Origin of the sequence: Pedobacter sp. MR2016-24 (genome assembly GCF_026239655.1) — a bacterium.
Classification (GTDB): domain Bacteria; phylum Bacteroidota; class Bacteroidia; order Sphingobacteriales; family Sphingobacteriaceae; genus Pedobacter.
Genome location: NZ_JAPIVO010000002.1, coordinates 348,447 through 373,470 on the forward strand (window position 1 = coordinate 348,447; position 25,024 = coordinate 373,470).

The window sequence follows — 25,024 nt, forward strand, 5'->3', positions numbered from 1 at the left end:
AAAACGCGCGATAAGCCTGCTAAAATTTTTATCAACAAAAACGAACATTACAAATTTAAAATCAGAAATTTGAGCCAATCAATACTAAATCGTGGAATTAACCTTATTAGAGAGCTGCCTGTTAGGCGCCCTCGTTTTTTGTTTTGCTGTTCAACTCTATTTCAGCCTCTTTGTACATTTAAAATTAGCACGATTTAAGGTAGAGGATATCCCTCTCGCTGCCCGTCAACCTGTCAGTGTGATTATCTGCGCACGTAATGAAGCAGAGAACCTTAACAGGTTTTTACCGGTGGTAATGGCGCAGGAATACCCTGATTTTGAGGTGATCGTGGTGGACGACCGCTCATGGGACGGCACAAGGGATATACTGGAAGAATTTTCAAAAGCTTATAAAAACCTCAAAGTAGTTACTGTAAATGATGGTGGAAAATTTATCGCCGGTAAGAAGTTTGCGGTAACAATGGGAATTAAAGCGGCATCTAATGAGTGGCTTGTCTTTACTGATGCAGATTGTATGCCTGCTTCACCGCATTGGTTAATGGGAATGCAGCAGCCCGAGCAGGATTCAACTGCTATAGTTTTAGGTTATTCGCCTTATCTGAAAAAGCGCGGGTTATTGAACAGCCTTATCCGCTTCGAAACCTTTTTTACGGCAGTAAATTATCTTTCTTATGCCATTAAAGGAATGCCTTATATGGGGGTGGGCAGGAATATGGCCTATAAAAAGTCGCTGTTTTTCAAGAATAAAGGTTTCGCCGCACATATGCATATCCCCTCGGGTGACGATGATTTGTTTGTGAATGCACATGCTACCCATTCCAATACGGAGATCCGGATCAATAGTCAAACGCATGTATGGTCTGCCCCAAATGCTACATTTGGAGCATATCTAAGGCAGAAGAAGAGACATTTTGGTGCGGGTAAGTTTTATAAGGCAAAGCATAAGTTCATTTTATCTGCACAGATTGTTTTCCAGTTTCTCTTTTACCTGTTTTTTGTACTGTTACTGCTGTTTAAATCGACATTATATATAAGTATTGGGATTTTTCTCCTGAGCGTAATCACTAGATGTTTTATTTATCCGCGACTTCTCAAGCGATTAAACTACGCAGATTTACGGTGGTGGTTTCCATTTCTTGATATTCTATTGTTCATTTTCTTAGTCTTTAACGGCTTTCTGTCTATATTTGTCAAAAAAGTAAAGTGGAAATAACCTCATCTCTAATTCAAAAATACTTCAAGAATCTTACTGCGGAACAGATTTCACAGTTTGACCGTTTATATGATTTATACAGTTTCTGGAATGCGCAGATCAATGTGATTTCACGTAAAGACATCGAAGAATTGTATGAAAGACATATTCTTCACTCTCTGGGAATTGCTAAATTCTGTACTTTCAGGCCTGGAGAAAAAGTGCTGGATGTGGGTACTGGTGGTGGATTTCCGGGTATTCCCTTGGCTATCTTGTTTCCTGAAACACAGTTTCATCTGGTAGATTCTATTGGTAAAAAGATCAAGGTAGTAAACGAAGTGGCAACAGCTTTAGGACTAACGAATGTTAAAGCGAGTCATTTAAGAGCAGAGCAGGTGGCCGATAAGTATGATTTTGTCGTGTCGCGTGCGGTAACCAGATTAATAGACTTTTATCCATGGGTGCAGGGCAAGTTCAATAAAGATTCAAAAAATGCCATTCCTAACGGTATACTTTATTTAAAAGGTGGTGAACTCGCGGAAGAAATTTCAGAATCGCGGTTAAAAGCGGAGTTATATCCATTGTCTGCCTACTTTGAAGAGGACTTTTTTGACACCAAGTTCGTGGTCTACATCCCGCAATAGCATTAATTTCCGGAGCTGCTATTAATACATTACCATTTATTGGTTTATGTGTATTAATTTAGCTTATGAGTTTAATCCATCAAATTGCGCTGACATTAATCAGGAATGTCGGACATATAAATGCAAAGCGTCTGCTGGATCGATATGGATCGGCAGAGGCTGTTTTTAGTGCTGATAAGCAATCTCTGCTGCAGATTCCTGGTGTCGGCGAAGTGATTGCGAGCCAGATCTTAAGTACCAATGCACTCGCATTAGCTGCAGAACAGCTGAGGTTTATTGAAAAACATAAAATTGAGTTGCTTTTTTATACGTCAGATCGATATCCCCGGCGACTGAAAGAATGTTATGATGCCCCTGTACTGCTTTATTACAAAGGCAATGCAGATCTTAACCACCCCAGGATAGTTAGTGTAGTAGGCACGCGTAACGCAAGCAAATATGGGCAGGCATTATGCCGGCAGCTGGCAGAAACTTTACAACCTTACAACGTATTAATAGTGAGCGGCCTTGCCTACGGTATAGATGTGGCAGCTCATCGGGAAAGTCTGGCTTTTAATATTCCTACAGTTGGTGTGCTGGGGCATGGTCTGGACCGGATGTACCCTTCTGTACACAAGCAGATCGCAAATCAAATGCTTAAAAATGGGGGACTGCTGACCGAATTCCCTTTGCAAACAAATCCGGATAAAGAGAATTTTCCTAAGCGGAACCGTATCATTGCGGGCATGGCAGATGTAACGGTAGTGGTTGAAGCAGCGATGAAAGGAGGCGCGCTGATCACTGCCGAAATCGCAAATTCATATGACAGGGATGTCTTCGCATTTCCCGGGAAAGTGTCTGACGAATACAGTAAAGGTTGTAATTTTTTGATCAAAACCAATAGAGCTGGACTGATATCAGATCCCAGAGACCTCGTTTATTATATGGGCTGGGACGATGTACTGCCTGTATCACCTGCGAGGCAAACTGAGCTTCCGCTAAATCTGTCTAAAGAGGAAAGTAAGATCATGACCCTGCTCGTGCAGGCTCCTTTAAGGATAGATGAATTGGGTATCAGGGCAGAAATACAGCAAAGTAAACTCGCTATACACCTGCTCAATCTGGAACTGAAGGGATCAATAATTTCCCTTCCGGGTAAGATTTATCAACTAAATATGATACCTTAAAAGGTCCGAAACCGATATATTATTGGTTGTGTAGCGCATTTTTAAGTGGATTCAGAATATTATTTCATGAACGTCATTAATTCAGAATTTGATTATGAATAATTATTTGCAATAAAAATCTAGCAAACAAGTCGTATTTTTGTAACATGTGGTATAACAATATTTTAGAAACAATTGGCAATACGCCATTGGTTAAATTGAATAACATTACAAAGGATATTCAAGCGACAGTTCTGGCAAAAGTGGAAACCACTAACCCTGGAAATTCCATTAAAGACCGTATGGCGGTTAAGATGATTGAGGATGCTGAAAAGAGCGGTAAGCTTAAACCCGGCGGAACAATCATAGAAGGTACTTCTGGTAATACCGGAATGGGGCTGGCTATGGCCGCGATCATTAAGGGATATAAATGTATTTTCACTACTACAGATAAACAGTCGAAAGAAAAAGTTGATGCTTTACGTGCTTTCGGAGCAGAAGTAATTGTATGTCCGACGAATGTTGAACCGGAAGATCCGCGATCATATTATTCCGTTTCTTCCCGCTTAGAGCGCGAAGTACCGAATTCATGGAAGCCAAATCAATATGATAACCTTGCAAATACGCAGGCACATTATGAGTCTACCGGACCCGAAATCTGGGCACAGACTGAGGGTAAGATTACCCATTTAGTGGTTGGTGTAGGTACAGGAGGAACGATTTCAGGTACCGGGAAGTACTTAAAAGAGCAGAATCCAGATATTAAAGTGTGGGGTATCGATACTTACGGTTCAGTATTCAAGAAATATAAAGAGACGGGTATTCTGGACAAAAATGAGATTTATCCTTACATCACGGAAGGGATAGGGGAAGATTTCCTGCCTCAGAATGTGGATTTTGATATTATTGATTTGTTTGAAAAAGTAACGGATAAGGATGCTGCTTTAATGACGCGTGATATTGCCCGTAAGGAGGGTATTTTTGTTGGAAACTCTGCAGGTTCAGCAATTGCCGGATTGCTGCAATTGAGGGATAAATTGAAACCCGAAGATGTGGTAGTGGTTATTTTCCATGACCACGGCAGCAGGTACATGGGTAAAATGTACAATGAGGACTGGTTAAGGGAGCGTGGATTCTTAACGGACGAAAAGCTGACGGCTAAGGCAATTATTGCTAAAAAAGAACAGTCGGAGATTGTTACCATAGATTGTGAAAAGACCATTCTTGAAGCTATTAATACGATGAACAGCTTGAATATTTCTCAGATTCCCGTTACGCAAAAGGGCATGATTGTGGGTAAATTAGCTGAAGGTGATATATTAAAGGCTTTATTAGAGAATCCGTCGCTGAAGTCTGCACCGGTGCAGGAAGTGATGTCTGCTACTTTTCCTTTTGTAGATATGAATACGTCTATTGATAAGATTTCTGCATTGATTAATAAAGAAAATAGTGCGGTGTTAGTGGAGGATGAAAATGGTCATTTTGAGATTATTACGCAGTATGATATTATTAATGCGATCTCAGGATAATTAGGGAAGGTCTGAACAAATATAAAAAAAGGGATCACCTGTTTTTGACTGCCTATCTCTTGTTGCGCAAGACATAGAAGGCCGAGAACAGGTAGTCCCTTTTTTAATGCATACCGGTATCGTGGACAGCAATGATTAATGTGTAGAATTTATGTTTTCTGAGCCGATTTTCTGGGCATAAAAAAAGGGAATCTGCTAAGATTCCCCTTTTTAACGTCGTATTTTTTAGTGGCTTGGTCCTGATCCGTCAACACGTTTAATCTGTGCACCTAATGCACGCAGACGTGTATCGATATCCTGGTAGCCGCGCTCTATCTGTTCAATATTAAAGATGGTAGAGGTTCCTTCTGCTGATAATGCAGCAATCAATAATGATACACCTGCACGGATATCCGGCGAAGTCATGCTGATTCCTCTTAACTTATATTGTTTGTCAATACCGTTTACAGTAGCTCTGTGTGGATCGCAAAGGATAATCTGAGCACCCATTTCTATTAGTTTATCTACAAAGAAAAGACGGCTTTCGAACATTTTCTGGTGAACCAGAATTGATCCTTTGGCTTGGGTAGCTACAACCAATACAATACTGAGCAGGTCAGGCGTAAAGCCCGGCCATGGTGAATCAGCAATAGTAAGGATTGATCCATCGATAAATGTATCGATGATATAATGTTTTTGAGATGGGATAAAAATATCGTCACCTCTCAATTCGAAGTTGATACCTAGTTTTCTGAATACATCAGGTATCACACCCAGTTCCGAATAACATACATTTTTGATGGTGATTTCTGACTCTGTCATTGCCGCAAGGCCGATGAAAGAGCCGATTTCAATCATGTCAGGCAGCATACGGTGTTCTGTGCCACCTAGTTTAGTTACCCCTTCTATCGTTAGCAGGTTTGATCCTATGCCTGAAATTTTTGCGCCCATGCGGTTAAGCATTTTGCAGAGCTGCTGCAGGTAAGGTTCACAGGCTGCATTATAGATAGTCGTGATGCCTTTAGCCAATACAGCGGCCATTACGATGTTGGCAGTCCCGGTTACAGAAGCCTCGTCTAAAAGAATATATGCACCTTTAAGATCGGTGGCATCTACATTGAAAAAGGATTCTTTAGCATCGTAAACGAATTTTGCGCCCAATTTTTCAAAACCTAAGAAGTGGGTATCCAATCTTCTTCTTCCGATTTTGTCTCCGCCCGGTTTAGGGATAGCAGCCTGACCAAAACGTGCGAGTAAAGGACCTACAATCATGATAGATCCTCTTAAACTTCCGCCTTTTGATTTAAAGGTAGCAGATTTAAAGAAGTCAAGGTTGATGTTTTTTGCTTCAAAAGTGTAAGTGTCTTTTGAAATGCGTTCTACCTGAACGCCAAGGTCTCCTAATAATTCAATCAGTTTATTTACATCTTTGATGTCTGGGATGTTGCTGACGGTGATCTTTTCCTCAGTAAGTAAAACTGCAGATATGATCTGAAGGGCTTCGTTTTTGGCGCCTTGTGGATGGATTTCGCCTTTTAACTTCTTCCCGCCTATAATTTCAAATGCGTTCATGTGCTTTAACCTGTAATAATAATGTAAATGCTGCTTGTATTAGTGTCTTTGTTTCGGGTTGTTGTTATTGCTGCGGGGAGGACGGTTATTGTTGTTTTGTCTTCCTTTGTTATTGTTGTTGCTATTGCTGCGTCCGCGGTTATTATTCGTTGCAGCCCTGTTTACAGGAGGTCTGAATTCCACTTTATTCAGGTTCACATTTTCATCCAGTTGTAACTGACCACCGGATAGTTCACGTAAGTTTTTGATAATGGTCTCATCAGCCACACTGTCTTTATTCCAGGTTACATAAGCCATTTTCATGAAGTTAGCGATACCTTGTACCATTGCGGCTCTGCGCTCTGGCTCGTCAACAGCCTTAGCTCTTTCGATCAGTACTTCAACAGTTTTACCGTAATGTTTATAGGTAATTCTTTTTTGAGGATAGCCTATATGTGCTGGTTTTACAAGCGCCATTTCCGGAGTCGGCTTCGGATAAGGACTGTCAACTTCTATTTTGTAACCCGAGATGATGTGTAAATGATCCCAGAGTTTATGTTTAAAATCAGCCACATCACGTAAATGCGGATTTAAAAAGCCCATCAGATCAATGACTGCCTGAGCATATTTATTGCGTTCTTCTAAATCAGGTAATTCGCAAATGTACTTTACCATATTTTGTACATTACGGCCGTATTCTGCAAGAATTAACTCGTTTCTTGTGGTATTATAATCGAAATTCATTCTATATTATCTAATGGCAAGTCGTAGAAGGGAATAACGACACCGTGCCTGTTTTGGTATATTTTGTTTAAAGATAAACCTTATTTTACAATTCGCAATTTAGCAAATTTTAATAACAAAGCTTTATTTCCTAATCCCTGGAAAAAAACAGTCGCTTTTACGTCTGGTAAAGTGCCTTCAAGATTGATGATCTTGCCAAATCCGAACTTCTCATGCTCCACATCCATGCCGTTCTGGAAAGCTTTAGCCTCATCGGGTGCAAAACCTGGTGTAGGTATGTGTGCTTTCGGAAGAATAGATGTTGTTTTTGGTCGCGGTGCCTGTGCTGTGCCACTTGCAGTGCCCGCAGAGGCAGGTTTTGGTTTGCTAAAACTATCTCTTTGTTGTGACCATGACCTGCGTTCATTATCAAAACTGCCGGAATCCATATTGCTTTTTGGTGCTTTTACAGTCTCCAGCTCCAGATACCTGGCATTGATTTCATTGATAAACCTGCTTGGCTCACAGCTGGTCAGCGTTCCCCAGCGGTAGCGCGAGGTGGCGTAGGTGAGGGTCAGTTTTTTTTCTGCACGCGTAATGGCAACGTAAAACAGGCGGCGTTCCTCCTCTAAATCTGTCCTTGAAGTGAGCGACATTTGTGAAGGGAAGAGGTTTTCTTCGAGGCCTACCACAAATACGTTCTTAAACTCCAGTCCTTTAGCGGAGTGGATCGTCATTAATGAAACGGTATCTTTAGTCTTGTCATCCTGCCTGTCGTCATTGGTCAGCAGGGCAATGTCCTGCATGAAAATAGCCAGACTACGGTCTTCAATATCTTCACGTTCAGCAAATTCCTTGATCCCGTTCAGTAATTCCTGAATGTTTTCATACCGGCTGCGGCCTTCTACACTATCATCAGTATGTAATTCCTTCAAAATGCCGGAATGCTGTGCAATATATAAGGCAGTTTCATAGGCATCCAGTTTTTTGGATTCTGCCATGAAGCTTTTAATCAGCATCGAAAAGTCGTTCAGCTGATTGGCAATCCTGCCAGCTATATAGGTTTGTGGCTCACAGATCACTTCCCACATCGTGATGTTATGCTGATCTGCTGCTACGATAATCTTGTCTACTGTGGTATCCCCTAATCCTCTTTTTGGATAGTTGATCACACGTTTAATCGCCTCTTCATCACTTGGATTGAAGGTTAAACGGAAATAGGCAATTAAATCTTTAATCTCTTTACGCTGATAAAAAGAGAGTCCCCCGAATATTTTGTAAGGGATATTTAATTTTCTTAAACCTTCCTCCATTGCCCGCGACTGTGCGTTGGTACGATAAAGGATAGCAAAATCACTGAAGTTTAAACCATTAGTAGAACGATCCTGTACGATGGCTTCGGCCACAATTTTACCTTCCTCATTGTCTGTAAAGGCACGGGATACCTTGATTCTGTCGCCCGACTCATTTTCTGAGAAAACGTTTTTCTCCAGCTGGTTCTTGTTATTGGCAATAATACTGTTGGCTACTTCTACAATATTTTGTGTAGAGCGGTAGTTCTGCTCTAATTTATATACCTGTAATTCGGGATAATCTTTCTCAAAGTTCAGGATGTTCTGGATATTTGCCCCCCTGAAACCATAAATACTCTGCGCATCGTCACCCACCACACAAATGTTCTGGTATGCTGCGGCCAGCTTTTTCACAATAGTATATTGCGAAAAGTTAGTATCCTGGTACTCATCCACCATCAGGTATTTGAATTTCTGCTGGTATTTATTCAATACATCAGGATGATCCTTCAGTAATACATTGGTTTTGAATAGTAAATCATCAAAATCCATTGCACCTGCTTTGAAGCACCTTTTAGTATAGGTTTCGTAAATCACGCCTGTAAGTGGACGTTTATTGCTGATATCTTCTGCCTGGATCTCCGCATTATTCAGGTACTCCCCGTGGCTCACCAGGTTATTTTTAGCAGATGAAATACGGTTGTAAACAAAATTAGCATTGTATAACTTATCATCCAGCTGCATTTCCCGGAGTATGGCACGGATCAGACTTTTACTGTCATCCGTATCATAGATCGTGAAATTCGAAGGATAGCCGATTTTTTCTGCTTCAACACGTAATATTTTCGCAAACACAGAGTGAAAAGTTCCCATCCAGAGGTTTTTCGCTTCCGTACCCACCACTTTGGAAATTCGCTCGCGCATATCTTTTGAAGCCTTATTGGTAAAGGTGAGGACCAGGATATTGAAAGGATCTACACCCTTTTCAATAAGGTGGGCTACCCTATAGGTAATTACCCTGGTTTTACCCGATCCTGCACCTGCAACAATCATTGCCGGTCCCTGGGTATTCTCTACTGCTGCACGTTGTTGGGGGTTTAATCCTGCTAAATAATCCAAATCGAATCCTGTTTTTTGCGTCTTTAATTTGCAAAAATAACAAATATCGGCTGTTATTCCAGCACAATATATTTTCTTTTTAAATAGCGGACAGCCGGATTTGCATGGAGCTGCAGACCGGTTTATTGATTTTATCCAACCGGTTTTTTCACAATCGGATTTCAATTATTCTATATTTGCCTAAAATCATTTTGTTATGCAGGAGATAAAAAAATATGTAGAAGATAACAAACAGCGCTTTTTAGATGAGTTGTTTGTATTGTTACGTTTTCCATCAGTAAGTGCTGATCCTAAATATAAAGCGGACGTGTTAAAAACGGCTGATTTTGTTGCTGAAAAGCTGAAAGAAGCTGGTGCCGATAAGGTCGAAGTTTGCGAGACAGCGGGTTATCCGATTATATATGGAGAGAAACTTATTGATGAAAAACTACCTACAGTATTAATATACGGGCATTATGATGTGCAGCCGGCAGATCCGCTTGAATTATGGGATACACCGCCGTTTGAGCCCACTGTGCGCGATGGTAAGATCTACGCTCGTGGTTCTGCAGATGATAAAGGGCAGTTCTATATGCATGTAAAGGCATTCGAACTGATGATGCAGACCAATACGCTGGCCTGTAATGTGAAGTTCATGATTGAGGGAGAAGAAGAAGTAGGATCAAGCAATCTGGGAATCTTTGTTAAAGACAATGCAGAACGTTTAAAAGCGGATGTAGTACTGATCTCCGATACGTCAATGATCAGCATGGAAAATCCTTCTATCGAAACAGGATTACGCGGACTGGCTTATATGGAAGTAGAAGTAGTAGGCCCGAACAGGGATCTTCACTCGGGTGTTTATGGTGGTGCTGTAGCTAATCCGGCTACTATTTTATGTAAAATGATTGCTTCGTTACATGATGAAAATAACCATATCACTATTCCTGAATTTTATGATAAGGTGATTGAATTGACCGAAGAAGAGAAAGCAGCGTTAAATTCAGCTCCTTTCGAACTGGATGCATATAAAAAAGACCTGGGTATTGATGCTGAATGGGGAGAGAAAGGATATTCTACTTTAGAGCGCACGGGAACAAGACCTACTTTAGAAGTGAATGGGATCTGGAGTGGATATATCGGGGAAGGTGCAAAAACGGTATTGCCTTCAAAGGCAAATGCAAAGATTTCTATGCGCCTCGTGCCTCACCAGAGTTCAGAAGAGATAGCTGCTATCTTCCAGAAACACTTTGAAAGCATTGCTCCTGAATTTGTAAAGGTTAAAGTGATGTCGCACCATGGTGGTGAGCCGGTAGTAACGCCAACGGACAGCACTGCCTACCGTGCTGCTGAAAAAGCTATTCTGGACAGTTTTGGTAAAAAACCAATCCCTACAAGGGGAGGGGGAAGTATCCCGATTGTTGCTTTATTTGAGGATGTACTGGGTATTAAATCTGTACTCTTCGGTTTCGGTTTGGATAGTGATGCTTTACACTCGCCTAATGAGAAATATGACATTTATAACTATTATAAAGGCATAGAAACTTTACCGCTGTTTCATAAGTACTTTGCAGAACTGAGTAAATAATTTCAGATAAATTTGTTGGAAAGGGCGGCTGTTAGGCTGCCCTTTTGTATTTTTACAACGTGCCACCTATAAAGAAAAAGCCAGCAACAGCTAAAGAACTAACAGAAATTGAGAATCCACTGGCTGTGAAACCATCCGCAAAACCAGTGTCAAAAACGCCTGTAAGCAAAAGTAAGCCTGTAGCCAGAAAACCCGCGACGAGGAAAACCGCTGTTAAGAGAAAACAGGGTTTGTCACTGCAATGGAAATTCGTCATCGCCGGATTGCTGCTGATTCTGTTCTCTCCTTTATATTATGGTTATGTACTCAAAGTTTTCACTTCTACCGGAAGATGGATTATGGACATCGGTGAAGACCCCAATTACAGAACGTATAAAAGCTACGATATCCAGATCCCTAAACGCTATTCTGTACATGGGATAGATGTATCTTCTTATCAGGGTAAGATCAACTGGAAAAAGGTAAAGGCCATGAAAGAGGATGATGTACATGTTACTTTTGCTTTTATCAAGGCTACGGAAGGGGTTTCCAGTGTAGATCCTTATTTTCAGCGTAACTGGAGGGAAGCACCTAAAGTAGGTATAGTATGCGGTGCTTATCACTATTTTATCCCGAAAAAGTCGGGTTTATGGCAGGCACGTTTTTTCCTGCAAACGGTGAAGTTTGAACAGGGAGATCTTCCCCCAGTGGTGGATGTAGAGCAGCTGAGTGGTGTATCACCGGCAAAAATGCGAATGGAGCTGAGCGATTTTCTTATGCATGTTGAAGAAAAGACAAAGGTTAAACCGATCATTTATTCGGGACTGGTCTTCTATAAAGATTACCTGAAAGGGCATTTTGATGCATATCCCTTATGGATAGCGCATTACTATAAAAAGGACCTGAAAGCAGGTGCGGATACGAAATGGTTCTTCTGGCAGCACTCGGACAAAGCCAGGATCACGGGAATCAACCATGTGGTAGACTTTAATGCTTTCAAGGGAGACAGCCTGTCTTTTCAGCAAATGCTGATCAGGTAAATTACCGCGTAAGCCATATCCATCCGCTCAAAACAGGGCTATTGTTTCTAAGGTCTATCGTATAATAATATGTACCCACGGGCAGTTGTGAACCATTATTTGTACCGTCCCATGGCTTGTCATAGCCAGTACTTTTATAAACCAGACTGCCGTTCCTGTTAAAGACAGAGACTAAAGCCCTGGTATAACCATCCAGGGCAGTCACATTCCATACTTCGTTAATGCCATCCCCATTGGGAGAAAAGGTATTCGGGATCACGATCTTTCCATAAACAGTAACAGTTACCTGATCCTGTACAATAGCACAACCCGCAGCAGAAGTTACATTGAGTGTATAAGTAATATTCTTGTCGGGCGACGCCACGGGATTAAGTAAATTCGGATCATCAAGAAAGTCTGTCGGCGTCCAGTAATAGCCGATGTTAGTACCGGCAACTTTCCCGGATAATTGAACGGAATTACCTTTAATCATATTCTTATTCGGCCCGGCATCAGCAACAGGCTTAGCTACAACTTTCACGGTAACGTCTTCCCGGATCGGACAAGGGGAGTCATCGCTGGTTACTGTAACGGTATAAATTGTCGTTGCTGTTGGTGTGGCTATAGGGTTCGCAATATTTGGGTCGGATAAACCTGTGGCGGGCGACCATAGATAGGTAGTGCCTCCGCCAGCGTTTAAGGTCGTACTGCTGCCTTCGCAGATTTCTATATCGCCACTGGTACTGACAATTGGACGCGGTGAAACCACTACTTCTACTGAGGCAGAACTGGTGCAGCCGCCAGTGGTGGTTGCAGTTACGGTATAGGTGCCGGACTGCGCTGGTCCGGCTGTACTGATTCCATTTGCAGCCGTATTTGAAGTGAAATTACCAGGACCGGACCACTGGAAGGTCGCGCCCCCTGTAGCATTCAGTGAGAGTACATCTCCGGCACAAACCGGACTGTTGGTTGTAATAACGATAGCTGGTGCGTCTTTAACAGTGATGCTTACGACACTTGATACGACACGGCAGCTGACTGAAACGGCACCTTCGCCAACGGATAAACGGTATTGATAGCTTCCTGTTGCTGACTGGCTGACGGTGGTCGACAAGCTCGTTGCATTTGGAATATCCGTCCAGCCAGTGTTATTCGTATTTTCCTGCCATTGATAATCAGGATTAAGGTAATTTGCATTTATAGTTGCTTTCAGGTTATAACTGGTCGTGGATCCGGAACAGGTTTCCAATATAGTTGGTTCATTAGGAATCTCTATATAGGTCTTTATTTCCGGCCCGCAGGGGCGAAAGGTAATGTCATCCAGCACCAGATCATTCGCCGGACTTCCCCCCGGACTGATATTCTTCATGGTTAATACGACATCAGTAACTCCAGGAGGAGTTGAAAAGTTGAAACCGAACTGTTTCCATATCGGGGAATTTTCTCTGGCTATTGTACCTGTAGTATACTTACCTAACAGTGTGCCTGCAGTACTTTGTATAGTGAACTCGATGTTTGGTGGACTTATATCATTCGTTTTCAGTAGATTCATAATCCAGGAAGCAAATTCATAGGTCGTACTCCCGCACAACCCGGTAACTGTCTGTTTGTAAAAATAGTCGCTCACCGAAGTACGTGCATTGACCATCATCATATAACCTCCTGTATTTCCCGTGTGGTCCGTAGTTACCCACCAGCCCTGGGCACCCCCTGCTGTTGTATTCTCAATAGTATAATAACCATCCTGAGGAAAACTATTTGCTGTATAAGTATAATTTGTGATCCCGTTGGCCAGCGCTGGAGCGATAGGAGACGGACCTGCACCAAAAGTGATATTCACTACCGGATCCCCTAAACTTCCTGTACACAACTGAGCTGAAGCAATACCAGGTAGTAAAAGTATACAACTCAAAAAGACTAAGCTTATAGATGTGAATAGTTGTTTGCGTAATGATCTCATAGCGTTAAATGATCTTTAAAATTGTCTCTGCGGACATTTCACATGATACCTGTTATTTAGTAAAATTCCGAGAATAATCTCATGACTGCCATTGGATACGGATTGAAGCGCAGAAGTGGTTGCATCGTATGAGTAGCTGAGGTTAATGAGGCTGCTCACATTAAATCCAACCATACCTGAAAATGCGTCGTTGTGGCGGTAACCGGCACCCACCCAAAACTTATCCTGATAAGCGATCTTGGCATTGATATCGTAAGAGAGAGGGGCCCCGGCGCTGTATTTTAACATGATGGATGGTATAGCAGCAAAGTTATCATCCATATAAATTTTGTATCCTGCAGTGGCAAAAACGTGGTTTACCAGTTTTCCCTCCTTGTACTGGTCGTCAGTCGTGTAACTGATCCGCTGTGCATAAATCTGCTGACCGGAAATGCCGGCAAAAAACCTTGGTCCGTATAACCATAATCCAGCACCTAAATAAGGCTTGAACTGAGTAGTGATGGCTTCTGCCATTGTCGGATCAAAATTTTCAGTCGTAAGTGCCGAATAGTCTAAATTGAATCTTGTGACCCCGGCACTAACTCCCAATGCGAGGTTAAAATCACTGCTGATCCCGATATGATAAGCATAGGCGGCCGATATATTGCTCTGGCGCAAGGGACCTGCCTGATCCGTTAACGCAGAAAGCCCGATTCCATGATGAGGTTCTGCTGCCCGGTATTCCTGCACAAAACTTCTGCTCATCGGATTATTGCCTTCGCCGGAAAACGAATTAGCATTGCCATAAAGATAGTTATTACCCAAAGGCATGTTTACAGAAACAAAACCTGTAGTAGGTGCGCCGTTTATGCCTGACCATTGCTTGCGGTAACCCAGCTTCACATCAGTATAATTCTCAATCCCTGCTACTGCAGGATTAATGAGGAAACTGTTAAAAATGTACTGTGTATATTGAGGGAGCTGTTGTGCAGATGCGGAATTTATAATTAAAAATAAGAGCAGAGAGATTTTAATTATAATCTTCATATAGAGCTTGGAGCGTTAATTTTTTAATGGTACTAACCTACACATAAAAACAATAAAATGGAATCATTTCCCTGCTATGCTACATTTTTATGGGTAAATAAAAAAACAATATAACTTTGTCTTTGTAGAAGAATACAATATGAAAGCAGTACCAAATAATCTGATCAATGCCTCATCCCCATACCTTTTGCAACATGCTTATAATCCTGTTGAATGGTATGAATGGGGTGAGGAAGCATTATTGAAAGCAAAGCAGGAAAACAAACTGATCCTGGTCAGTATAGGTTATTCTGCCTGTCACTGGTGCCATGTCATGGAGCGCGAAAGTTTTGAGTTGCAGGAGGTGGCAGAAGTGATGAACAAACATTTTGTTTGTATCAAGGTAGACAGGGAAGAACGGCCTGATATTGACCAGATCTATATGACGGCAGTACAACTGATGACTGGCAGCGGAGGCTGGCCACTCAACTGTATTTGTTTGCCAGACCAGCGCCCAATCTATGGTGGAACTTATTTTAAGAAAGACGATTGGATCAATATATTGATAAATGTTGCAGATCTCTGGGAAAATGAACCGGAAAAGGCAGAACAGTATGCAGAAAGGCTGACTGATGGTATACGCAGTGCAGAAAAAGTGATTCCTAATATCCAGACACAACCTTATAATGCAGAAGATCTTAAAGATATTGTTATCCCATGGAAGGGAACTTTCGATTTATCTGATGGGGGTTATAACCGGGCACCAAAGTTTCCTTTGCCCAATAACTGGCAGTTTTTACTGCGTTATGGTCACCTGATGAATAACCAGGTCATCCAGGGAGCTGTGCTGACTACTTTAGAAAAGATGGCATTGGGCGGAATTTACGACCAGCTTGGTGGAGGTTTTGCCAGGTATTCCGTAGATGCGCAATGGCATGTCCCGCACTTTGAGAAAATGCTGTATGACAATGCTCAGCTGGTTAGCTTATATACCGAAGCGTATCAGTATAGTGGAAATGTAATTTTTAAGGAAGTTGCAGAAGAGACGATGCAATGGCTGGAAAGAGATATGACTTCTGCGGAAGGATTATTTTATTCCGCACTGGATGCAGATAGTGAAGGTATAGAGGGTAAGTACTATGTATGGGACCTGCAGGAATTTGAGCAGATACTGGGAGAAGACGCGGCCTTGATGGCCGATTATTTTACGGTTAGTACAGCCGGCAACTGGGAGGAGGAAGAAACCAATATCCTGCTGAGACGAAAAACCGCTACTGCCTTTGCAGACCTTAAAGGTATTCCGCTGGAAGAACTTCATTTAAAAATCAGTCGGGCTAAAGAAAAATTGCTTGAGGTACGAGATAAGAGAATCAAACCCGGACTGGACGATAAATGTCTGACGGCCTGGAATGCGATGATGATCAAAGCACTTGCAGAAAGCAGCAGCGTATTTGGAAATGAATCATATTATTTGTCAGCTAAAAAAGCCGCGGCTTTTATACTTTCAGATCTGACGACCGCAAAAGGCGGTCTGTTCCGTAACTACAAAAATGGAAAAGCTTCAATCACCGCTTTCCTGGACGATTATGCCTTTTTTATCGCTGCATTGATCGCCTTATATGAAGTAGATTTTGATGAAACCTGGTTGTCAGAAGCCAAAAAACTGACTGAATATGTATTAACGAACTTCAGGGATCTGGATAGTCCGATGTTATTTTATACGGCCGCCAACGGAGAGAAGCTGATTGCCCGTAAACATGAAATTATGGATAATGTAATTCCTTCGGCAAATTCTGTGATGACGCAGAATCTGAAACATCTGGGTTTGTTATTTGATGAAATCAGATTTCTGGATAAAGCCGAAGCAATGCTGGCCGCGGTTTTCCCCCAGATCAAAACCTATGGCTCTGCGTATTCCAACTGGGCCATACAACTGCTGAATGAGGTTTGCGGAATAAATGAAATCGCGCTGACGGGTGATTCCGCACTAAAAATGCGGAAAGAACTGAGTAAGAGCTATATTCCAAATAAAATAATATTGGCAGGAACAAATTCTTCACTTCCTTTGTTAAAAGATAAGCAAAGCATTGAAACAAAAATCTATATTTGCCGGAATAAATCATGTCAGCTGCCTGTAACAACAGTTGAAGAAGCATTAAAATTAATTAACTAAATAAGATTCCAATGAGTATTAAACCCAATACAGTAGTTTCATTAACGTACGAATTGCATACGACTAATGAAGAGGGACAACAAGTTTTCGTAGAAAAAGCTGATGAGCAAAACGCATTGGTCTTCTTATACGGTACAGGTATGATGTTACCTAAATTTGAAGAGCATTTAGCTGGACTGAATGTAGGTGATGAATATAAATTTGAGTTAAGCGCAGCTGACGGTTACGGAGAAAAAGATCCGGGAGCTTTTGCTGACTTGCCAAAGGATATGTTCAAAGAAGTAGATCTGCCGAATGTTGGTGACGTTATTCCGCTACAGGATAATGAAGGTAACCACTTCAGAGCTGGTGTAACTGCGATTCATGACGAGACGATCTCGGTAGACTTAAATCACCCGATGGCTGGTAAAAACCTTATTTTCGGTGGTACTATCCTTGCTGTACGTGAGGCAACTGAAGAAGAATTAAGTCACGGTCATGCACATGGTGCAGACGGACACGCTGGACACTAGTCCTGATATCTTTTTAACAGCAAAGGGCCGGAAATATTTTCCGGCCCTTTGCTGTTAAAGATTAAGCTGATTGATCGTTATGCAGTCAATCGTTATTTCGATACCATAACACTGCACTTCTCACAAATGCCGTAAGCAGTAGTATGCATCGTTGCAGCAGTAAAACCCTGAGGCATTTTTATCTGCGGTAGCACTACATCCAGGCAATATATTTTTGTACAATTGGTACAGTTGAAATGTACATGCTCATCATGGTGATGGTCCTCGGAGCAGGAAGATGAACAAATAGCATAATTTGCCGTCCCGTTCATATCCATTATTCTATGCAGAATCCCCTTATCCTCATAAATATTCAGTATCCTGTATAAGGTTACCCTGTCTATCTCTTTACCCAGCTTTTTCTCCAGCTCTGGCTGTGAAATGGCCACGGTATCCAACGCAATCTCTTCTAAAACACGGATCCTTTGTTTGGTATGTTTAAGGGAATGCTCTTTTAGTATATTAACCGGATCGATAGTCATATTATTGGATTGATTTTGCATTAGTTAACACTATTGGTGGATTGTCCATTGCATTACCTGAATTTAATTTCAGTGTGCCCTTAATCATCACGGTCTGGTAGGTGAACTTAATAGGTTCGGCGAGTTCAACAAGCACCATAATGGGTACACCGTTTTTCCCACAGAAATAACACTGGTTAATGGGCAGGGTAGAAAGCATAAATTTTGTCTGCTTCATTCCATCTTTAATCGGCACCATATAACCTTCCAGTTCGAAAGGTTTATTCATGTGTTTTTTGATTTCCGGTGTGAATACAGGTAGCATCTGCGTGTCTTTTACAATTTTAAAATCAACGCCTCCGATAACTTCCCAGTTGGCAGACATAATCTGATCATTGGGATCATGTTGTGCTTTTACTGCAAAGCCGGAAAATAGTAAACATATCAGGAGTAACTTCTTCATATTTTTATTTTTAAGGGTTATGAAAATCATAACCTAGTTTTTGGACAGTATTTTTGAAATATTGGATCTGTACGCCTGCACCGCAGGTATAATGGCTGCAAATATACCAATCGCCAGCCCTGCAACAAATAAATATATCTCCGTACCAAGGAAAATCAAACCACTTAAACGGGCCTGACTGCTTTCCTGGTATGCGCCAATAAACTGCAGGACAAGGTGACCTAATGCAATGCCAATAACTGTACCAGCGAAAGTTAAAAGTATCCCTTCAAATATAATAATCTGAAATAACTGCCCCCGGGAAGCACCAAGCGTGCGCATGATAGCAAGATCGTAATTACGTTCTTTTAGAGAATTATAGAGATTAACGAATACACTGATCGCAGCAATGAGCATGATGAGTATAGCAAACCATTGCAAGGTATCGACCCCTACGCCAATTAATGAGAATAAACGTGTGCTCTCCATCGCGGGAGAGGCGGCTTGCAGGGCAGTAGACTGGTTTACCATTCTTGGAAACATCACTACAGACATAGGTGACCTGTACTGTATCAGTAAAGCGGTAATCTCTCTTCCACTATCCGCTCCACCCTGGTCAGGCCTTGTCTCCTTCTCATGATCTCCTGTTTCTTCCTGTTGCTGACCTTCTGTTTTTTCATGGTGATGTGCTGATCGCTGATGTTGTTCCGTAGCTTCCTCTTTTTCATGATCGTCATGCATTCTCCATACACTTGCGATATTGGTGAGAATCAGGTTATCTGTCACATTGCCCTGAGGTGTTAAAATGCCGGCTACCTTATAGGCATGAGTTTTATGGACGTCCGTACTGCCGGTTAAACCATGGGCACCGAAAAAAGTATCTCCGATTTTAAGTTTTTTGGTCGCTGCAACGGTCGCCCCAACGGTGACTTCGAAGTCGGCCGACCAGAACTTTCCACTGCTTGTAGTTAGTTTATATACACGCACAAAGTTGCTGTCTGTACCTACAATCCTGATCCCTTCGTAATTGTCGCCCTGCGCCAGTGGGACCGCTCTTTTAACGAATGGGCTATGTGAAAGCTCCTGTGCATCTTTCAAAGGAATGTTGCCCGTAGGAAAGTCTATATAATAAATACTGCTCAGGATCAGTTGCAGCGGACTCCCTTTGGCGCCCACTACCAGGTCAATATCTTTTGAATTGTTATCTAGTTTCTGACTGATCTGTGTGGATGCCAGTAGCAAAATGGTAAGGATACCTGTACCAAACGCAATGAGCATGATATTTAATGCGGATGACAGCGGTTTAGACCATAAACTTTTCCAGCTGATTTTTATAGGGCTCATTATAATTCGTAAGTATTGGTAAATGCGTCTTTAACTCTTTTATCGTGTGTAGCTACAATTAGGGTAGCCTGATTTAAACCTGATTGTTCCACTAGTAAATTGAGCACGGCAATGGCGTTTTTATCGTCCAGACTAGAGGTCGGCTCATCTGCAATTAATAAAGCTGGTTTATTAATCACGGCCCTTGCTATGGACACCCGCTGTAACTGACCCTGACTCAGCTCGTTTGGATAAGCATCTTTTTTCTCTATAATTCCAAGCGAGTGGAGCACTTCGTTTATACGCTCCGGATTTTCTGGCAGTTTGGCAAAGCTTTGTGCCAATAACAGGTTTTCTTTAATCGTCAGGCTTTTTATCAGGTGCGGACGTTGAAAAATGATACCTATGTTTCTACCCCTGAACTGATCCAGTGCTCTCGATGAAAGTGAGTACACCGATGTACCATCCATATTAACTTCGCCTTCTTCGGGCTTTAGAATTCCCGTGAGGATATGGAGTAGGGTGGTTTTACCGCTGCCAGACTCGCCTAAAAGGAGCCATTGGTCGCCATTATTGATTTCCCAGTCCTTAAAGCTGATACGTAAAGCATTGCTGTAACTGTGCGAAACTGATTTGATGGATATCATTGATGTTTTGGTGTAGAAATGATTTAAAGCTAAAATACAGACAAAAATAGTATTTGCAAGTCAATTGCAACTACTATCTGTATCATCATATAAACAAAATTTTGATTTAAAATAAGTCTCCTGTCTGGTAGACAGATAACGATACATTTTTTTGATTGTTGTAAAACATAAAATATAAATGCAATAGTATTGCATTTATGATCTAATCTGTATATTTGCAACTATATTGCATTAACGTATGAAACAGAAATTATTACCTGTAAGTGTGCTGAGCGGATTTCTTGGCAGCGGTAAAACAACTTTATTGAACCACATTCTCCACAATAAGGAGAATCTTAAGGTGGCGCTGATTGTGAATGATATGAGTGAGATCAATATAGACGCGCGAACTGTTGAGGGCGAAAATATATTGTCACGTACAGAAGAGCGGCTGGTGGAGATGAGTAATGGATGTATCTGTTGCACACTTCGTGAAGATCTGGTAGCCGAAGTAGAGAAGCTGGCCAGAGAAAACCGTTTTGATTACCTGATTATTGAAAGTACCGGTATCTCTGAACCGATCCCTGTTGCGCAAACGTTTAGTTATATTGATGAGGAGAAGGGAATCGATCTCAGCAAGTTCAGTCAGCTGGATACGATGGTGACTGTGGTGGACTGCTTTAACTTTAAAAAAGATTTCGGTACGAGTGAGCTATTATTGGATCGCGACTGGGTAGATGATACTGCAGATCGGCGTACGATCGTAAATCTGCTTACAGATCAGATAGAATTTGCGAATGTAATTGTCCTCAATAAAATTGATTTAATCTCTGCAGACGATCTTAAATTGCTGAAAGCACTCATCAGCAGGCTGAATCCTTCAGCAAAGCAAATAGCGTCTTCTTTTAGTAAGGTTGATCTCAGGGAAATTCTCCATACCGGATTATTTGATTTTAACGAGGCTGCACAGGGCGCGGGCTGGATTAAAGAGCTGAGTGCTGAACATCAGCCTGAAACTGAAGAGTATGGTATCAGCAGTACAGTTTTTCGGTCCGCTAAACCTTTCCATCCGGAGCGCCTCTGGAACTATTTAAACCTGCAATTTCCACCTAATGTAATCAGAACCAAAGGTTTGTTCTGGCTGGCAGCAATGCCGGATGCCGCGCTTAATTTTTCGCAGGCAGGTGGCTCCCTGCGCGTAGAAAGTGCTGGCAGCTGGTGGGCTTCAATGGTATTAGCTGACCGTCTTAATGATATAAATTTCGTAGAAAACCGTACAGCTATAGAAAGCAGATGGGATGAGAAATTCGGCGATCGGCTAAATGAGCTGGTTTTCATTGCGCAGGATTTGAAAAAGGAAGACTTACATGCAGAGCTGAACGCTTGTTTATTAACAGATGTGGAGATAGACAACTACCACGATAAGAAAGATTTTATTAATCCTTTTGCGAATGTGATTCAGTAAAAAAAGGGAGTAAAAATAATAGATGCAATTTAGTTGCAGGTGTTAATGTGAATAGATATATTTGTTATTCATTATTTAGTTGAGCAGAAAGCATTGCAACAGGACTCATCACCTTATTGCGGTGCTTTCATTTTTTAATAGCTACTCATTTTCAAGGAAATCTATTCCTTTTTGTGTAATGGTTGCTGAAGGATGTGCTTCATCATCGTGCAGAACTATATATCCCAGACTTGCCAGTTCGCTGTAAGTATCTTCCATGCCACCTAAAATTGAAGAGCTTACCTGTTGTTCAATTGACGCTAAAAGCGTCTTTATTTCTTCTCTTTCCATAATCTCGTTTAGGTATAAAACAAAACGGGCACTGTAAAGTTTTACAGCGCCCGTTTCTATTTCGTTTTATGTATGATTATTTATAGAGTTCAGCTCTTAATTGTGCTATTTCATCACTATTGATATATTCATCATAGCTCATCATTTTATCAATTGTACCTTTAGGTGTAATCTCTATGATGCGTGTAGCCACAGATTCAGTTAAGGCATGATCCCTTGAAGTAAACAAGGCTGTACCTCTGAAGTCCTTCATGCCGTTGTTTAAAGCGGTAATAGATTCCAGGTCAAGGTGATTGGTAGGCTCATCAAACATCAGCAGATTCGCATGCTTTAACATCATCTGAGAAAACATACATCTCATTTTTTCTCCTCCTGACAGGACTTTCACATTTTTCAGTACCTCTTCACCAGAGAATAACATCCTGCCAAGGAAACTCCTTACAAACTGCTCATCCTGATCAGTGCCTGAATATTCACGCAACCAGTCTACCAGATTTTCGTCCTTACCTTCAAAATATGGCGAATTATCATTAGGAATATCTGCTACATTGATCGTTACTCCAAATTTAAATTCTCCTGTATAATTTGTCTCTCTTCCGCTCAATACATTGTAAAATGCAGTGGTAGCTAAGCTATTTTGAGAGAGTACAGCAATTTTATCGCCTTTGTTGACCATGAAATTGATGTTCTTGAACATCACCTCGCCATTTAGCGTGCAGGATAGATTTTCCACTTGTAAAATCTGATCACCAGCCTCTCTGCCCAGGTTATTGAATAATATAGCCGGATATTTCCTGCTGGATGCCTTAATTTCAGAGATATCAATTTTATCCAAAGCTTTCTTTCTGGAAGTTGCCTGTTTCGATTTCGAAGCATTTGCACTGAAACGCTGGATAAATTCCTGCAGTTCCTTCACTTTCTCTTCCAGCTTTTTATTCTGATCACCACGTTGTTTCAGTGCCAGCTGACTTGATTCATACCAGAAAGTGTAGTTACCTGAATAAATACTCATTTTGCTGAAATCAATATCCACAATATGCGTACATACTGCATCTAAAAAGTGCCTGTCGTGTGATACCACCAATACAATGCTTTGGTAATCTGCTAAAAAGTTCTCCAGCCACGCGATTGTCTCGATGTCAAGATCATTCGTAGGCTCATCCAGTAACAGGATATCAGGATTACCAAATAAGGCCTGTGCTAATAATACACGTACTTTCTGGTTACCGTCAAGCTCTTTTAGTTGTTTATAATGGTGCTCTTCTTTAATTCCAAGATTGCTCAGCATGGTAGCTGCATTGCTTTCCATATTCCATCCGTCCATCTCAGCAAACCTGTTCTCAAGTTCACCGGCACGCTCGCCGTCTTTATCAGTGAAATCTTCTTTCAGATAAATAGCATCCTTCTCCTTCATGATGTCATATAACTCCTTATGGCCAATCATTACGGTTTCAATTACAGGGAACTCGTCAAACTGATAGTGATTTTGATTTAAAACGGCCATGCGCTCACCTGGAGTGAAAGCAACGGTACCGGAAGTCTGGTTCACCTCACCTGAAAGGATCTTTAAGAAAGTTGATTTACCCGCGCCGTTCGCTCCAATTACACCATAGCAATTGCCTTGGTTAAATTTTAAGTTGACATCTTCAAATAGGGTACGTTTTCCGTAACGCAGGGATAAATTAGAAACTGAAATCATATTGCACAAAAATAAGCCGCAAAGGTAGTGATAATAAAATAAAATGATAAAATTCATTACCAGACTAATCATCCTGACCCTTAAATGTTACTTTTGTTTTTTAAGCTTTATGGAAAAAGAAATAGATATCTTAAGTTCGGTTATACAGCGCAGACGCAGTATTTTTCCGCCTAGTTATACAAAGGAAGAGATTCCGTCAGCAATTATTGAGCAGGTCCTGGAAAGTGCAAATTATGCACCAACACATAAGTTAACCCAGCCATGGCGTTTTATTGTTTACCGTAATGAAGGTAAACACCGTCTCGGCGAAGAAATGGCGCGTTTATATAAGGAGATGACTCCTGAAGAACAATTTCTGCAGAAGAAGTACGATGCCATAGTAGATAAATTTGATCAGTCGAGCTGTGTAATTGCTTTAAATGCACAATTTCATCCAGAAATACTGCCAGAGTGGGAAGAGATTGCCTCATTTGCCTGTGCAGTACAAAACATGGCATTAACGGCAGAAGCTTTAAAGCTGGGTGCTTATTGGAGCTCACCAGGTACCATTACTGAACTGGGAGAATATATGGAGCTTGCACCAAATGAAAAATGCTTTGGCCTGTTTTATATGGGCTATCATAATGAAGCACCCCGTTTAGCAAAGCGTACATCAATGGCACAGAAGGTTAAATGGGTTGAGGATTAATATGGAAGATTTTAAATCGGGATTGTATGCACTGTGTCTAAGCTTTATTGCACAGCGTATCGAGACTGCAGAAACGGCTTTGCAGCAGGCGCAGGAGGCAAGCAATGATGACACAAAGAGCAGTGCGGGTGATAAGTTTGAGACCACGCGTGAAATGATGCAACAGGATATTGCAAGAAACAAAAACCTGTTATTTGATGGTCAGCAGAACCTTGCTATGCTCAAATCTCTGGCAAATATGCCGGTAGGAGATACCGTGAGAAACGGTAGCCTGGTTTACACTTCTAACGGCATTTTTTATATAGCAATCAGTGCAGGTTTACTGAAATTGGATAATCAGCGGGTCTTCGCTGTTTCTGCAGCATCACCGATAGGTGCTTTGCTGATCGGTAAGCAGACTGGTGATGCTTTTAGTTTTAATAAAAACGAATATACTATTGTAAGTATCGCATAAGCGGTAATCAAAAATGACGAAAAATCTGTGAAGAGCATATGTCTATAGTAAGCTCTTCGTAAGGATGAGCACGGATCTTTAAATCCATTCATGCAAAAGCGCCCTGTT

General features: G+C 41.4%; 22 protein-coding genes. 11 read left to right on the forward strand and 11 right to left on the reverse strand.

The window, feature by feature from the left end; translation table 11 throughout:
* Window positions 1-91: 91 nt before the first annotated feature.
* The 4 genes from OQX62_RS05710 (at window position 92) to OQX62_RS05725 (ending at window position 4,510) form a co-directional block, all read left to right on the forward strand.
* The gene (locus OQX62_RS05710; RefSeq protein WP_265830453.1) at window positions 92-1,213 is read left to right on the forward strand and encodes a glycosyltransferase; all 1,122 of its coding nucleotides are present in this window, start codon (window positions 92-94) and stop codon (window positions 1,211-1,213) included.
* Window positions 1,204-1,836, forward strand: a complete 633-nt coding sequence (gene rsmG / locus OQX62_RS05715) for a 16S rRNA (guanine(527)-N(7))-methyltransferase RsmG (RefSeq protein ID WP_265830454.1) — start codon at window positions 1,204-1,206, stop codon at window positions 1,834-1,836. Before OQX62_RS05710 ends, rsmG begins: the two co-directional genes overlap by 10 nt.
* A gap of 65 nt (window positions 1,837-1,901) precedes the next feature.
* Window positions 1,902-3,002, forward strand: a complete 1,101-nt coding sequence (gene dprA / locus OQX62_RS05720) for a DNA-processing protein DprA (RefSeq protein ID WP_265830455.1) — start codon at window positions 1,902-1,904, stop codon at window positions 3,000-3,002.
* 146 nt (window positions 3,003-3,148) lie between these two features.
* Window positions 3,149-4,510, forward strand: coding sequence for a pyridoxal-phosphate dependent enzyme (locus OQX62_RS05725; protein WP_265830456.1), 1,362 nt, complete (start codon window positions 3,149-3,151; stop codon window positions 4,508-4,510).
* Between the two features lie 225 nt (window positions 4,511-4,735).
* Here the strand turns inward: OQX62_RS05725 and murA are convergent, their stop codons facing one another.
* The 3 genes from murA to OQX62_RS05740 all read right to left on the reverse strand — a co-directional run bounded on the left by murA (window position 4,736) and on the right by OQX62_RS05740 (window position 9,174).
* Complete coding sequence (gene murA / locus OQX62_RS05730; protein WP_265830457.1) at window positions 4,736-6,061, reverse strand: UDP-N-acetylglucosamine 1-carboxyvinyltransferase; 1,326 nt, start codon at window positions 6,059-6,061, stop codon at window positions 4,736-4,738.
* Between the two features lie 39 nt (window positions 6,062-6,100).
* Window positions 6,101-6,784 (reverse strand): DUF4290 domain-containing protein, encoded by a 684-nt coding sequence (locus OQX62_RS05735; RefSeq protein WP_265830458.1) that lies wholly within the window; start codon window positions 6,782-6,784, stop codon window positions 6,101-6,103.
* An 80-nt stretch (window positions 6,785-6,864) separates the two neighbouring features.
* Window positions 6,865-9,174 carry an ATP-dependent helicase gene (locus OQX62_RS05740; protein ID WP_265830459.1) on the reverse strand — a complete coding sequence of 770 codons (2,310 nt, stop codon included), beginning with the start codon at window positions 9,172-9,174 and terminating at the stop codon, window positions 6,865-6,867.
* Between the two features lie 196 nt (window positions 9,175-9,370).
* Here OQX62_RS05740 and OQX62_RS05745 point away from each other — a divergent pair, with 196 nt between their 5' ends.
* Window positions 9,371-10,741: a dipeptidase gene (locus OQX62_RS05745; RefSeq protein WP_265830460.1), complete on the forward strand. Its 1,371-nt coding sequence runs from the start codon at window positions 9,371-9,373 to the stop codon at window positions 10,739-10,741.
* 59 nt (window positions 10,742-10,800) lie between these two features.
* Window positions 10,801-11,760, forward strand: a complete 960-nt coding sequence (locus OQX62_RS05750) for a glycoside hydrolase family 25 protein (protein ID WP_265830461.1) — start codon at window positions 10,801-10,803, stop codon at window positions 11,758-11,760.
* Window position 11,761: 1 nt separating this feature from the next.
* Here OQX62_RS05750 and OQX62_RS05755 read toward each other — a convergent pair whose 3' ends face one another.
* A complete protein-coding gene (locus tag OQX62_RS05755) occupies window positions 11,762-13,651 on the reverse strand; it encodes a gliding motility-associated C-terminal domain-containing protein (protein WP_265830462.1) in 1,890 nt (629 codons plus the stop codon).
* A gap of 63 nt (window positions 13,652-13,714) precedes the next feature.
* On the reverse strand, window positions 13,715-14,725 hold the full coding sequence (locus OQX62_RS05760) for a type IX secretion system membrane protein PorP/SprF (protein ID WP_265830463.1): 1,011 nt from the start codon (window positions 14,723-14,725) through the stop codon (window positions 13,715-13,717).
* Between the two features lie 139 nt (window positions 14,726-14,864).
* Between OQX62_RS05760 and OQX62_RS05765 the strand changes: the two genes are divergently transcribed.
* Both OQX62_RS05765 and OQX62_RS05770 read left to right on the forward strand, forming a co-directional pair.
* Window positions 14,865-16,877 (forward strand): thioredoxin domain-containing protein, encoded by a 2,013-nt coding sequence (locus tag OQX62_RS05765; protein WP_265830464.1) that lies wholly within the window; start codon window positions 14,865-14,867, stop codon window positions 16,875-16,877.
* An 11-nt stretch (window positions 16,878-16,888) separates the two neighbouring features.
* On the forward strand, window positions 16,889-17,389 hold the full coding sequence (locus OQX62_RS05770; RefSeq protein WP_265830465.1) for an FKBP-type peptidyl-prolyl cis-trans isomerase: 501 nt from the start codon (window positions 16,889-16,891) through the stop codon (window positions 17,387-17,389).
* Between the two features lie 92 nt (window positions 17,390-17,481).
* Here the strand turns inward: OQX62_RS05770 and OQX62_RS05775 are convergent, their stop codons facing one another.
* From OQX62_RS05775 to OQX62_RS05790, 4 genes are read right to left on the reverse strand one after another with little or no spacing between them, the layout of a single operon-like run.
* A complete protein-coding gene (locus OQX62_RS05775) occupies window positions 17,482-17,931 on the reverse strand; it encodes a Fur family transcriptional regulator (protein WP_265830466.1) in 450 nt (149 codons plus the stop codon).
* Window positions 17,912-18,352, reverse strand: coding sequence for a hypothetical protein (locus OQX62_RS05780; RefSeq protein WP_265830467.1), 441 nt, complete (start codon window positions 18,350-18,352; stop codon window positions 17,912-17,914). The genes OQX62_RS05775 and OQX62_RS05780 overlap by 20 nt, the downstream gene beginning before the upstream one ends.
* Before the next feature lie 33 nt (window positions 18,353-18,385).
* Entirely contained in the window at window positions 18,386-19,675 is a 1,290-nt protein-coding gene (locus tag OQX62_RS05785) for an ABC transporter permease (RefSeq protein ID WP_265830468.1), read from the reverse strand.
* The gene (locus tag OQX62_RS05790) at window positions 19,675-20,301 is read right to left on the reverse strand and encodes an ABC transporter ATP-binding protein (RefSeq protein WP_265830469.1); all 627 of its coding nucleotides are present in this window, start codon (window positions 20,299-20,301) and stop codon (window positions 19,675-19,677) included. Before OQX62_RS05790 ends, OQX62_RS05785 begins: the two co-directional genes overlap by 1 nt.
* 238 nt (window positions 20,302-20,539) lie before the next feature.
* Between OQX62_RS05790 and OQX62_RS05795 the strand changes: the two genes are divergently transcribed.
* Window positions 20,540-21,745, forward strand: coding sequence for a GTP-binding protein (locus OQX62_RS05795; RefSeq protein WP_265830470.1), 1,206 nt, complete (start codon window positions 20,540-20,542; stop codon window positions 21,743-21,745).
* A 141-nt stretch (window positions 21,746-21,886) separates the two neighbouring features.
* Here OQX62_RS05795 and OQX62_RS05800 read toward each other — a convergent pair whose 3' ends face one another.
* Window positions 21,887-22,075: a hypothetical protein gene (locus OQX62_RS05800; protein WP_265830471.1), complete on the reverse strand. Its 189-nt coding sequence runs from the start codon at window positions 22,073-22,075 to the stop codon at window positions 21,887-21,889.
* 76 nt (window positions 22,076-22,151) lie between these two features.
* Window positions 22,152-23,774, reverse strand: coding sequence for an ABC-F family ATP-binding cassette domain-containing protein (locus tag OQX62_RS05805; RefSeq protein WP_265830472.1), 1,623 nt, complete (start codon window positions 23,772-23,774; stop codon window positions 22,152-22,154).
* Window positions 23,775-23,883: 109 nt separating this feature from the next.
* On the opposite strand from OQX62_RS05805, the gene OQX62_RS05810 reads away from it, so the two are divergent.
* Both OQX62_RS05810 and OQX62_RS05815 read left to right on the forward strand, forming a co-directional pair.
* A complete protein-coding gene (locus OQX62_RS05810) occupies window positions 23,884-24,462 on the forward strand; it encodes a nitroreductase (RefSeq protein WP_265830473.1) in 579 nt (192 codons plus the stop codon).
* Window position 24,463: 1 nt separating this feature from the next.
* Window positions 24,464-24,916, forward strand: coding sequence for a 3-oxoacyl-ACP synthase (locus OQX62_RS05815; RefSeq protein WP_265830474.1), 453 nt, complete (start codon window positions 24,464-24,466; stop codon window positions 24,914-24,916).
* Window positions 24,917-25,024: the final 108 nt, after the last annotated feature.

What these genes read in the sequence shown, in the direction of transcription:
- OQX62_RS05775 (WP_265830466.1), bottom strand. Translation starts at nt 17,931, where the DNA reads ATGCAAAATCAATCCAATAATATGACTATCGATCCGGTTAATATACTA.
- OQX62_RS05785 (WP_265830468.1), bottom strand. Translation starts at nt 19,675, where the DNA reads ATGAGCCCTATAAAAATCAGCTGGAAAAGTTTATGGTCTAAACCGCTG.
- OQX62_RS05735 (WP_265830458.1), bottom strand. Translation starts at nt 6,784, where the DNA reads ATGAATTTCGATTATAATACCACAAGAAACGAGTTAATTCTTGCAGAA.
- murA (WP_265830457.1), bottom strand. Translation starts at nt 6,061, where the DNA reads ATGAACGCATTTGAAATTATAGGCGGGAAGAAGTTAAAAGGCGAAATC.
- OQX62_RS05765 (WP_265830464.1), top strand. Translation starts at nt 14,865, where the DNA reads ATGAAAGCAGTACCAAATAATCTGATCAATGCCTCATCCCCATACCTT.
- OQX62_RS05810 (WP_265830473.1), top strand. Translation starts at nt 23,884, where the DNA reads ATGGAAAAAGAAATAGATATCTTAAGTTCGGTTATACAGCGCAGACGC.
- OQX62_RS05795 (WP_265830470.1), top strand. Translation starts at nt 20,540, where the DNA reads ATGAAACAGAAATTATTACCTGTAAGTGTGCTGAGCGGATTTCTTGGC.
- OQX62_RS05800 (WP_265830471.1), bottom strand. Translation starts at nt 22,075, where the DNA reads ATGGAAAGAGAAGAAATAAAGACGCTTTTAGCGTCAATTGAACAACAG.
- OQX62_RS05760 (WP_265830463.1), bottom strand. Translation starts at nt 14,725, where the DNA reads ATGAAGATTATAATTAAAATCTCTCTGCTCTTATTTTTAATTATAAAT.
- OQX62_RS05780 (WP_265830467.1), bottom strand. Translation starts at nt 18,352, where the DNA reads ATGAAGAAGTTACTCCTGATATGTTTACTATTTTCCGGCTTTGCAGTA.
- OQX62_RS05770 (WP_265830465.1), top strand. Translation starts at nt 16,889, where the DNA reads ATGAGTATTAAACCCAATACAGTAGTTTCATTAACGTACGAATTGCAT.
- OQX62_RS05815 (WP_265830474.1), top strand. Translation starts at nt 24,464, where the DNA reads ATGGAAGATTTTAAATCGGGATTGTATGCACTGTGTCTAAGCTTTATT.
- dprA (WP_265830455.1), top strand. Translation starts at nt 1,902, where the DNA reads ATGAGTTTAATCCATCAAATTGCGCTGACATTAATCAGGAATGTCGGA.
- OQX62_RS05805 (WP_265830472.1), bottom strand. Translation starts at nt 23,774, where the DNA reads ATGATTTCAGTTTCTAATTTATCCCTGCGTTACGGAAAACGTACCCTA.
- OQX62_RS05790 (WP_265830469.1), bottom strand. Translation starts at nt 20,301, where the DNA reads ATGATATCCATCAAATCAGTTTCGCACAGTTACAGCAATGCTTTACGT.
- OQX62_RS05725 (WP_265830456.1), top strand. Translation starts at nt 3,149, where the DNA reads ATGTGGTATAACAATATTTTAGAAACAATTGGCAATACGCCATTGGTT.
- OQX62_RS05745 (WP_265830460.1), top strand. Translation starts at nt 9,371, where the DNA reads ATGCAGGAGATAAAAAAATATGTAGAAGATAACAAACAGCGCTTTTTA.